The sequence below is a fragment of the Clostridium sp. CTA-5 genome (genome assembly GCF_054768135.1).
Map to the genome: position 1 here is coordinate 240,937 of NZ_BAAAAT010000003.1, position 11,859 is coordinate 252,795.

At 23.6% G+C, this 11,859-nt stretch carries 7 protein-coding genes; 5 read left to right on the top strand and 2 right to left on the bottom strand.

Annotation, left to right across the window (positions count from 1 at the left end):
* Nucleotides 1-90 precede the first annotated feature (90 nt).
* Both ACYUET_RS09135 and ACYUET_RS09140 read left to right on the top strand, forming a co-directional pair.
* On the top strand, nucleotides 91-1,587 hold the full coding sequence (locus tag ACYUET_RS09135; RefSeq protein ID WP_460279007.1) for a methyl-accepting chemotaxis protein: 1,497 nt from the start codon (nucleotides 91-93) through the stop codon (nucleotides 1,585-1,587).
* A 302-nt stretch (nucleotides 1,588-1,889) separates the two neighbouring features.
* Nucleotides 1,890-3,893: a methyl-accepting chemotaxis protein gene (locus ACYUET_RS09140; protein WP_460279008.1), complete on the top strand. Its 2,004-nt coding sequence runs from the start codon at nucleotides 1,890-1,892 to the stop codon at nucleotides 3,891-3,893.
* Nucleotides 3,894-4,331: 438 nt separating this feature from the next.
* On the opposite strand, the gene ACYUET_RS09145 is transcribed toward ACYUET_RS09140, so the two are convergent.
* Nucleotides 4,332-6,341, bottom strand: a complete 2,010-nt coding sequence (locus ACYUET_RS09145) for a methyl-accepting chemotaxis protein (protein ID WP_460279009.1) — start codon at nucleotides 6,339-6,341, stop codon at nucleotides 4,332-4,334.
* Between the two features lie 407 nt (nucleotides 6,342-6,748).
* Between ACYUET_RS09145 and ACYUET_RS09150 the strand changes: the two genes are divergently transcribed.
* Nucleotides 6,749-7,999, top strand: coding sequence for a L,D-transpeptidase family protein (locus ACYUET_RS09150; RefSeq protein WP_460279010.1), 1,251 nt, complete (start codon nucleotides 6,749-6,751; stop codon nucleotides 7,997-7,999).
* Between the two features lie 392 nt (nucleotides 8,000-8,391).
* Here the strand turns inward: ACYUET_RS09150 and ACYUET_RS09155 are convergent, their stop codons facing one another.
* Nucleotides 8,392-10,014 carry a sensor histidine kinase gene (locus ACYUET_RS09155; RefSeq protein WP_460279011.1) on the bottom strand — a complete coding sequence of 541 codons (1,623 nt, stop codon included), beginning with the start codon at nucleotides 10,012-10,014 and terminating at the stop codon, nucleotides 8,392-8,394.
* Nucleotides 10,015-10,608: 594 nt separating this feature from the next.
* Between ACYUET_RS09155 and ACYUET_RS09160 the strand changes: the two genes are divergently transcribed.
* Together ACYUET_RS09160 and ACYUET_RS09165 are read left to right on the top strand one after the other, a co-directional pair.
* Complete coding sequence (locus ACYUET_RS09160) at nucleotides 10,609-11,100, top strand: CarD family transcriptional regulator (protein WP_460279012.1); 492 nt, start codon at nucleotides 10,609-10,611, stop codon at nucleotides 11,098-11,100.
* A 164-nt stretch (nucleotides 11,101-11,264) separates the two neighbouring features.
* Entirely contained in the window at nucleotides 11,265-11,417 is a 153-nt protein-coding gene (locus tag ACYUET_RS09165; RefSeq protein WP_460279013.1) for a zinc-ribbon domain-containing protein, read from the top strand.
* The last annotated feature ends 442 nt before the right edge of the window (nucleotides 11,418-11,859 follow it).

An 11,859-nucleotide genomic window follows, 5' to 3' on the forward strand; every position in this document is an offset into this window, starting at 1 on the left:
AGAAAGTATTCATATTAATTAAAGTTATGACATTTAATAGCGATAATATATAATGAATTTATAATTAACTTTAAAAGGGAGATGTATAAAATGGATAATGATTGGGAATTTGAAGTAAAGAAAATACATAGAGTAAATTATATTACTATACTAGCAATATGTTTACTTATGACTATTACTACTCTAGGAATTGAAAATTTTAAAGTAAACATTGATGATTTATTACCATTCATATTAGTATGTATAATTTCAACAATAGTATATTTTTCACCTATAAAAGATATGATAAAAGCAGTAACATTTAGTACAGTTATAATACTTTCGAATTTTGGATATTTTTTATCTTCAAACTTTAATGAAACAACTATAGCATCAGATGTACTAGTTTTTATTGCAGGGGTTGTATGTGCAACATTATATTTTAGAAAAAAGTTAATAGTTATAAATGCAATAATTTTAGACATTTGTATTATCAGTTTATTTTTTATTAATCCTAGTAGTATTTTAAGTGCAAATTTCTCATATTCTAATATGTTAAACCTTTTTGTAATTTTAAATGGTATTATAATTTTAATTTATTGTCTTACTAGTTGGGGTGGTAAATTAATTGAATCGGCTAATAATAAATCATTAGAGAGCAGAAAATTAGTAGACAAGTTAGATATACTTTTATCAAATATTAAAGACACTAGTGATAATTTAGATAATAATATAGAGATTTTCTCTGACGATATTAAACTTGTAAATAGAAATAGTGATGATATAAATGATTCTATGAAGCAAATAAATATTGGAGTTCAAGAAATAGTAAAAAGTATATCAGATATAAATATAAGAATAAATAAGTCAACGTCTTCATTAAATAAGACTAATAATATATCTAATCAGGTATCTATAATAACAAGTGAAATGAATAATGATGTTAAAGATGGAGCTGAGAAAATCAATTCTATGAATAGTACTATGGAAACCATAAAATCAGCTGTAGGGGTATCTTTAAATACTGTTAATACATTAAAAAATAGTATTGATAAGATAAACTCTGAAATTAATAGTATATATGAAATTTCATCTCAAACTAATTTATTATCATTAAATGCAAGTATCGAAGCATCTAGAGCTGGTGAACAGGGAAGAGGATTTGCAGTCGTTGCAGAAGAAGTTAAGGAGTTAGCAGATCAAAGTACTAAAATAGTAAAAAATATTTATGAGATAATTACTGAAATTAATTCAATTACTGATGATGCAGTCGTTAAAGTGTCAGAGGGTAACATGGCGGCTGAAGATGGAACTAAAGTTGTTAATGAAGTGTGCAATTCTTTTAATAATATTGAAGAACATTTTAAAGGAATGAATAAGTATATAGAGGAAGAACATACTCTTATTAAAGAGGTTGTAGAGAACTTTATTCCTATAAAATCAGAACTTGAAGGTATAGGAAGTGTAACAGAAGAACATTCAGCATCTACAGAAGAAATTGATAGGACAATTAATGAGCAAAGTCAAAAGATTAACTCAATGACTTTATCTGTAGATGAAATTAAAGAATTAAGTAAAAATTTAAAATTACTTTCTTCTAATAGATAATATTAAAACAGAAAAAATCATTAAGCTAAGTGTAAAAACGCTTAGCTTTTTTTGTATAAAAAAATATTCATTATAAGTTGAAATATAAGATGAAAATATTTTTTCTTAATATTATAAATTAATAAATATATTTATTAATTTATATAGAATAATTTGTTAAATAAATTTCAATATAATAACAATTCATTATAAATAATATAAAAATGTCATCAAAATAACTGTAAAGTTATTAAATTATCGATACGACAATTAATTACAAATAAATTAATGTCGCAAAATATTATGATTAAGGAAGTGAAAAAATGAAGAGTAAGAAAAAAATTTTTTGGGGAATGAGAGCTAAATTAATTTCTAGTTTAATGAGCATATGTTTAATACCACTTATTATTTTCAGTTTAATAACTTATTTTAAATCAGCCCAAATAGTTAAGAATAATTTGGAAAAAACAAGTCAAGAGAATTTAAATCAGATAAGTATTAGATTAGATAATTATTTTATATCTATTCAAAATCCAATAAATATATTAAGTAAAAGTTATGGTTTTAAAAATATAGATAAAGATATTAATACTGAGGCATTAGTTAAAGAACAACTACAAGAATTAAAAAATATAGATAAGGATATAATGGGAACATATTTTGGAACGGAATCAGGTAAATATATAAATTACCCTGAACAAGCTATGAGTAGTGATTATAATCATAAAGTAAGACCTTGGTATAAGTTGGCTTTAGAAAAGAAAGGTGAGGTTGTTATAACAGATGTGTATACTGATGCATCTACAGGAAAGTTAGTATTAACATTAGCTAAAACAGTAGAAAATGAAGCAGGAACAGTAGGGGTAATAGGATTAGACTTATCATTAGATAGTTTAACTCAAAGTTTATCTTCAATAACAATCGGAGAAACAGGATATATATATATAGCTACTAAAGAAGGAAATATGTTACTTCATAAAAATAAAGATTATATAAATACAGATATAATAACTAAACAAAGTTATTGGAATGAAGCAAAAAATAGTGGAGAAGGTATAGTTGAATATAATTTTGAAGGACAAGATAAATTAGCAGTATATAAAGATAATAGTGTAACTGGATGGAAAATATTTTCAAGTTTAAACTCAACAGAAATAACAAAAGATACAAATTCTATTATGCTAGTAATGGCTTTAATTATGTTAATAGTATCAATTATAGCAATAATATCAGCAATTATTATTAGTAAAGGGATACTTAAAAATTTAAATACCTTAAAAGAAGCATTTTCAAAAGCTGCAAAGGGAGATCTTAGTGTTGATGTAGAAATTAATTCAAAAGATGAATTTAAAGAAATGGGACAATATTTTAATTATATGATTAATAATATTTCAAATCTTGTTAGTAATGTTAAAAAATCTTCTAATATAGCATTACAAACATCAAGCCAATTGGCATCTATGTCAGAAGAAACTAGTGCATCCTTAGGTGAAGCATCAAATGCAGTTAATGAAATAGCACAAGGTGGCACAAGACAAGCACAAAATGCATTAAATTGTGTAGAAAATATGGATGATTTATCTAAGAGATTAAACAATGTTTCTGATGTAACTATGGAACTTTCAAATACGTCTGATAGTACTAAAAATTTAAGCACTGATGGAATTGAAATGGTGAAAACTCTTATAGAAAAATCTATGAGAACTAAAGAAGCATCTATTGAAGTTGGAAAAATTGTTATAGATGTTAATGAGAATATGGAAAAGATAAATAAAATATCTGAAACAATAGCAAGTATAACAGAACAAACTAATTTATTATCTTTAAATGCTTCTATAGAAGCGGCAAGGGCAGGAGAGGCAGGAAAAGGATTTGCAATTGTTGCTGAAGAAATAAGAAAGTTAGCAGATGAATCAAGTAAATCAACAGAAGAAATTAAAAAGATAATAGGAGAAATTAAAGGTAAATCAAAAGTTGCTGTTAATGCTATTGAGGAAACAAAAGATATTGTTGAAGAGCAAGAAACAGCAGTTTCTAAGACAGAAGAAATATTTGATAGCATAACAAATCAAGTAATGATTTTAATAGATAAGATTCAAGAGATAAAAGAACATACTATAGATATAAATGGAAGAAAAGAAGCTGTGTTAACTGAAGTTGAAGAGATATCAAGTATATCTGAAGAAACTGCATCTGCTAGTGAAGAAGTTTCAGCAGCTACACAAGAAATAACATGTTCTATGGTTGAATTTACAAAATGTGCAGATGAACTTCAAAATACAGTTAAAGAATTAGAAACTGAAATAGGAAAATTTAAAATTAAATAATAATGGTGTATTAAATAAGTACTTAGATTAAATAAAAATAGATAGATTTGTGTAAAATAAAACTAATAATAAAAGAGTATCATTTTGAATAAAATGGTACTCTTTTATTTATATATATGTTCTAATTAAGTTAATACATTTATAATATTTTATATAAAGTTATATATTTAATTAACAATATTGATTTAGAAGCATATACAGAATAAATTTTATATATAAGTTCTTCACAATACTGATAAATAATATCATTTATAAATATTCTAAGATTTGTATTAATGAACAAATTTTATTGAAACTTATATATTTTCTATTTTAAATTAAATAAAGATAGTGGTTAATTTTGTTTTTACACAAAATTAACCACTATCATATTTTAAGAGTAAAGTTATATATAAATAAGATTTGTATTATAATATAAATACTATTTTAAAACATAGTTTATATTTTAAATCTATTTACATTTTGAGTCATTTCATTACTCATATTATTTAATAATTCCACAGAATTTGATAACTCTTCAGTAGACTTATTCATTTCTTCAGTTGATGCTGCTATTTCTTCAGCAGAAGCAGAAACTTCTTCAGCAATTGAAGATGATGTTTCTATTTTAATTAAAATACTTTCCTTATTTTCGTTTAAATCATTAACAGAATTATTAGCTAATTCAATTTTAGGTGTTATATCATCAACTGCAACTGTAATTGTTTCAAAAGATTTCATTGCAGTGTATATGTTATTTTCTTGAGCTTTAAGTTCATCTTTCATAGTATCAGTAGTATTAATCATAAGGTTTGTGTCTATAGATATTTCTGATATTAAGTTAGAAATACTTAAAGAAGAATCTTTACTTTGCTCAGCAAGTTTTCTTATTTCATCTGCTACAACAGAAAAACCTCTACCAGATTCACCAGCTCTTGCGGCTTCAATGGCTGCATTTAATGCAAGAAGATTAGTTTGCTCAGATATACTATTTATTAAATTAGTTATTTCATTTATTTTTGTAACATTAGAACCAACACTTTGTATTTTTATAATTAACTCATTAAATGCATTATTAACATTATTAACAGATTGAATAACAGTTTCCATATCTGTATTACTAGAATAAGCCTTAGATTTTATATTATTTGTATTAGAGTCTATATCATTTATAACTTTAACCATATCATCTAATTTAGCACTGAAATTTTGTAATATAGCAGTGATATCTACTAAATCTTGAGCTTGTCCTACAGTTCCTTTAGCAACATCATTAGTAGCAATTGAAATGTTGTTACTTGAACATGACATTTCATTAGATAATGCTAATAAAGTATTACTTTGGGTGTCTATGTTAGAAGAATTTGATTTTATATTATCAATCATATCAATCATAGAAGTTTTCATAGTTTCTATAGATTTTGCCATTTCTCCAAGTTCATCAGTTCTATCTAAAAGTTTTTTTGAAATATTTAATGTTAAATCACCTTCAGATATAGATTTTAATTGTTCCATTGATGATTTTATAGGTTTTATAATAGAAGATGATAGAAGTAATACTATAAAACAACCCAATAAAACAAATATAGTTAGGGTTATTCCTATAACTAATTTTAAAAGACCTATTTCACTTAAAACTTCATCTTTTTCAGCAACAATAGCTACAGACCAACCCGTAGTTTTAATAGGAGCATATCCAACATATTTATTTTTTCCTTTGTAAGAATAATCTCCAGAACCAGCTTCACCATTAACCATTTTTTTCTCTATTTTAACTATAGATTCTAGTGAAGGATCGCTTTTTATATTTTCAAAATCATTATCTTGATTAATTACTAGTTCTTTGTTATTATGTGCAATTATAGTACCTTCTTTATTAATCATATAAGCAGTACCTGTTGTTCCAAATTTAATATTATCAGTATACCCACTTAACTCATTACCATCTCTAACGGCAGTTAAAACACCAATGATAGTATTATTATTTTTTATAGGTACACTATATACAACTACTAAACTATTATCAGCTTTACTTATTATTGGATCAGATACATAGTTTATGCCAGAAATAGCTTTTTTAAAGTAGTCTCTATCACCTAGACTTAATGGTTGCTTATCAGTATTAAAACCATTTCCATGAGCATCTAAAATAGTCATCTTTAAATAACTATTTTGTTTTGCAATTTCTGAAAGTAATACTAATTTTTCTTCTATTGGTGTAGTTTCATTTTTAATTTTATCGTTATTAGCTAAAGTTTCTAAAATCTTAGTTTGAGTAGTAATTGCATTTTCTACAGAAGAACTTGCTTGTTTAGCAACTTCAGGTAAAGTAATATTAACAGTTGAAATTAAGGCTTGTTTTGATATGTACATAGAAATTAATGATATGCCTGTACACATAATTACTATTAGTGCTATAAAACATAGTAACAATTGATGTTTTAGGCTTTTAAATTTAAATTTTTTCATTAAAGTTTCCCCCTGCTTAGTTATTTAATAAAGTATACAATTATCTATCGTAATATTTAATAAAATCTTAATTAAATACTAGAATTTTAGAAAAAATATTTTTAAAAGTATCCTTTAAATACAAAATATAGATTAGTATATAAAAAAAATTATAAAATTGCAAATAAAAAGTCGAAATATGCATTGCATAAAATAATGAATTATACTACATATTTGGAAATTTATTATAAAACATTTTTGTGCCACAAATATAAAAAATATTTCCTTTTTACTGGAAAAAAATGGTATAATATAAAACATGAAATTAAAATAATATTTATATTAATGAACAAACTTTATTGAAACTTATATTACTTTTAATAATTACTGTATAGTTAGTACTAATTTAATTTTTGGGGGGATATTTAATGGCAAGGATAACAATATTTAATAAAATTTATAAATGGAGTATAGTTTTTATTTTTAGCACATTTTTTATATTTAACCTGTCTATTTTAACTAATACTATTGGTGTTTCAGCTAAAACATTAGATAAATATAATGATGAAATATCATCAGAATCATATACATTGACATTAGAAGAAAGGGGAGGAATAATAGAAGAGATTCATGGAAATGATATAGGATTAAAATATAGTGAAGATATTCCTAAAGTAATTTCTTATGATGAAAATTTATTAAATCAATGTTTAAATAAACTATCTTGCTTTGATAATAATAAAATAATTCAACCTCAAAATGCTAAACTTGAATATAATAATAATTCATATGTACTTACAAAAGAGATTTATGGGAATAAAGTTAAAAAAGATATACTATATGCTAATGTAGTAAAAGCAATTTTAAATGGAGATACATCTATAAGTTTAGAATATAGTGATTGTTATGAGAATCCTAGATTTGTTGAAAATTCTCCAATAGTTTCATATGCATATAATGTTCTTAATAAATATATATCTTCAAACATAACTTATAATTTTGCTGGAAATACTCAAATTTTAGATGCTTCTATAATAAAAGATTGGATTGGAATAGACGAAAATTTTCAAGTTATTTTTGATGAATCTAAGGCAAAAGCTTATGTAGATGCTATGGCATATACTTATACTTCATTGTTAGGAAATACAATAAAGGTTAGTGGAGGATATGATGGTAATAACCATAGTTGGAAAATTGATAGTGAAGAGGAAACAAAAGCATTAATTGAGAATATAAAAGATGGACAAACTATATCAAAGCATCCAATATATTATCAAACATCAGCAGCAAGTTATTTTAGTAATATTGGAGAAACATTTGTAGAAATTAATATGGCAAATCAACATTTATGGTATTACAAAGACGGATATCTTATTGTAGAAGGAGATATTGTTACTGGTAATTTAAGTAATGGATGTGCAACACCAGATGGAGTTTATAGATTGTATTATAAACAAAAAGACACTGTTTTAAGAGGCACTGGCTATGCTTCACCTGTTTGTTTTTGGATGCCATTTAACGGAGGTATTGGACTTCATGATGCAAGTTGGAGATCAGAATTTGGAGGCGAGATTTATAAGACAAATGGTTCACATGGATGTATAAATGCACCATACTATGTAGCAAAGGCAGTATATGATAACATTAGTTCAGGAACACCTATTATTTGCTATAATTAGCAATAGAAAAATAAACATTTAAAATATAAAAACATTGTACAAAAAAAGTATAATGTTTTTTTATTTCTTAAATATTAGTAAGGATTTGAATATTTAATTATATAAAAAATATAAGAACTGTTTTGAAAATCTAATTTTAAAACAGTTCTTTAATTATGTATTTTGAAAACTTAGATAAAATTTAGTTATAATGTATTAAGTATATAAGTTCCAAAATATAAATATTAGAATATGTATAAATGTTTTAACTCATCAGTATAGTTAGGAACTTATATAGAAAATTTATTATATATATGCTTCTAATTAGATATTATTAATTAAAGATAATATTTTCTATAAAAATTATATAAAATATTATAAATGTATTAATTTAATTAGAACATATATATTAATTACATAGAATATATATCTGAAAATTCTACATTGAATCTCTCAATTTTTGCATCTAACACCTTAGTTTCAAATTCTATGCCATCTTGATTTTCAATTTCTTTAATTGGAAGGGTAAATATTATTTCAGCACCTTCTTTAAGCGTTGTATTAGCCCAAATAGTACCGCTATGTAATTCAACTAAAGATTTCACTAGTGATAAGCCAATACCACTACCTTCACATTTTCTATTTAATAAATTTTCTACTTGGGTAAATCTATCAAAAATAGATTTTGCATATTTTTCATCAATTTTAACTCCATTATCTTTAACAGATACAAATATTTTTTCTTGTTCTTTGTCTACATTTAAAGTAACATTAATTTCACCATTTTTCTCTGTGTATTTTACTGCATTTGATAATAAGTTTAATATTATAGTTTCAATTCTTTCAGGATCACAAGCAAGTATTAATTCTTCCTCATTTGTATCAAATATTATAGTTCTACCTTTGTTACCAATGTGGTCAGCAACTGATAATACTATTTCTTCAATAAGATCAATTATATTGCAATTTTTTAGTTTTAATTCATAATAGCCACCCTCTATTTTGGTTATATCTAATAAGTTATTTACAAGTTTTAATAATCTGTAAGCATTTTGTTTTAAGCCTTTTATATATTTTATTAATTTTGCTTTTTCTTTAAAGCAAGTACAATTATTATGTAAATTAACAGAAAGCAATTGGACAGTAGTAAGTATTATGTTGATTGGAGTTCTAAATTCATGCGATATATTAGCAAAAAATTCTGTTTTTAAGGTTTCTAAAGCAATAGCATCTTCTAAAATCTTTTTTTCTTCTTCTAATTTTTTTTGTTCGGTTCTATCTTTTCCAGTCAAAATAATAGAATCAGATTTCTCTATATAATTCCAACTCCACTCAATAATTTTATATTCTCCATTTTTACAACGAAATCGATTTGTTAATACAGAGCTTTTATCTTTTATAGAATATAGGTCTATTATTTCAAGTGATTTATCTATATCATCTTCATGAATTAAATCTGTAAGTTTCATTTTTAATAATTCATCTTTATTCCATCCTAATGTTTTTGTCCATTTACTAGTAACTTTTTTATAAGCTCCATCTGTAGATATTATTCCACATAAATCAGTAGCAGTTTCTAAAAATAATTCTAACTCTTTTTCTGTTTCAAGACCTTTTTCAATTTCAGATTTTAGTATATTATCTACTTTTTTATATAAACTTATTTCCCTTGAAAAAGACATAATCCAATCAGAATTTTTATCTTGTGCTTTAAACGGGAGTTTATGAACTTTAAACCATTTTTCATCTCCGTTAATATTTAATTTATCTTCTTGTAAAATACGTATTTTATTGTTTATTACTTTTTGATCATTTTTATTAAATGTTTGAATTATATTATTTTGTTTAAAATCTATATCTTTTTTTCCTATAATTTCTTCTTTAGAAAGTTTTACTCTTTGAGCAAAAGCTTTATTAATAAATTTATAATTTCCGTCTGTATCTTTAAGCCATACTTCGTATGGAATATTATCTAAAATATTTTCTAAATCATGCATTGTATAATCTTTTTTCATATGTATCTTTTTATGATCCATAATTTCACCTCAAAATTGTTATTAAAAAAGTATATTTATATATAATTATATGGTAATTTTTGTAGCTTCTCAATAATATATTCGAAATTATGTAATATTATGTACAAATTAAGAAAAATTTTAAGTTATTCAAGTAATTTATTATAAAATTATAATCTATTTAAGTAATTTGGAATGTAGTTTATTATTTTTATTAAATAATAAATGGAGAAGACCATATTAAAATAGAAAATATAAAAGGGATATTTATACAGATTTTAAATAAAGCAACGTATATTTCAGCTATATCAAAAGAGAATTCTGCATTTATATAAGAAACATTAGCTATAACTGAAGAACAAAACCAAAGAATAAATAAAATTTCTATATCAATCAAAGATATGCAGTGATTAAATGAAAAATTAAGAACAGTAATACATTAGAATTAGCTATATACTTAATGGATATTATATCAAAATATTGTAAAATAAGGGAAACGAAATAATGCTTGACCTTGGTTGTTGACACTGATATATTTTTATGATAAAATAATAATTTTATAAAAATAATTAATTGTGTTATACTATAAGAATAGTATATAAGGAGGTTGATTATTTGTTTAACGTAGGAGATATAGTTGTTTATCCAAATCAAGGTGTAGGAATGGTTGATGTAATAGAGGAAAGAACGTTTAAAGGGGAAGCTCAAAGTTATTATAAAATACATTTATTTAATAATACAATGAAATTAACATTACCATGTAGTAAAGCAGAGATATCTAATATTAGATTGATAAGTGATTCAAAAATTTTAGATAATAATTTAAAAAACATAAATGAATTTGTAACTAACATAGATGACTTAAATAAATCTAATTTTAAGGAAAGAGCAGCTATTAATAATACTAAAATAAAATCGGGAACTTTGGAGGACTATCTAGAAGTTTTCTGTAATCTTACTCAAATAAAAATACAACATCAATTAAATTCAAGTGAAAAAGATATGTTACGTAAAACAAAAAGGATGTTAATTGAAGAAATAAGTCAATCTAAGAATCTTTCTAATGATGAAGCAAGTAATTTGTTAGATAAATCTGTTGCATTTTAATACTAACGTATATAAAATAAAAAAAGCTTGCTATTTATTTTATATATGTTAGTATAAGAGTACAGATGAAATATAAAAAGGTTTTTTATAGATATGTAAATTTCTCCTTTTAGAGAATTATATGAATCAATATATTAATCTTTGATCAAAAGGAGGAACTTAATATGACAGATAAAACTTTAGTATGCAGAGATTGTGGCAAAGAATTTGTTTTTACAGTAGGTGAACAAGAATTCTATAAAGAAAAAGGATTCACTAATGAACCTGTAAGATGTGTAGATTGTAGAAGAGCTAAAAAAGAACAAAATAGAAGATAATTTTGTTTAGTATAGGGTTAATTCTTAATGGAAATTGATTTTTATTAAGAATTAACCCTTGTTTTTGTTATAAGAAATTATATTATTAATAAAATTTAATTTGTTTCTAGAATAATAATATATAATTTATTTTTATAAGTATAAAGTATTAATGACTATATGAATTTTAGATTATAATTGTAAAAATAATAGATAAGATTATTTATGATTATATTTAAAGCAAATATAATAAATTTCACAATTATATAAGTGAATTTAATAAAAAAAATATAGCATTTTACTTAATTAATATAAACTTATTATCTTTAATATAAAATTTTAAGTTAATTTGAAACTAAGAAATAGTTATTTATGCTAGTTTAGCAATGATATATTACTTTGATAATTAATAGGATTGCTTAGAATAAATATATAATTAAATTAAATATGTAAAGAATTGGTT

Bases quoted from the DNA above. Each gene is read 5' to 3' on its own strand.
- ACYUET_RS09155 (WP_460279011.1), bottom strand. From the start codon at position 10,014: ATGGATCATAAAAAGATACATATGAAAAAAGATTATACAATGCATGAT.
- ACYUET_RS09135 (WP_460279007.1), top strand. From the start codon at position 91: ATGGATAATGATTGGGAATTTGAAGTAAAGAAAATACATAGAGTAAAT.
- ACYUET_RS09150 (WP_460279010.1), top strand. From the start codon at position 6,749: ATGGCAAGGATAACAATATTTAATAAAATTTATAAATGGAGTATAGTT.
- ACYUET_RS09140 (WP_460279008.1), top strand. From the start codon at position 1,890: ATGAAGAGTAAGAAAAAAATTTTTTGGGGAATGAGAGCTAAATTAATT.
- ACYUET_RS09165 (WP_460279013.1), top strand. From the start codon at position 11,265: ATGACAGATAAAACTTTAGTATGCAGAGATTGTGGCAAAGAATTTGTT.
- ACYUET_RS09145 (WP_460279009.1), bottom strand. From the start codon at position 6,341: ATGAAAAAATTTAAATTTAAAAGCCTAAAACATCAATTGTTACTATGT.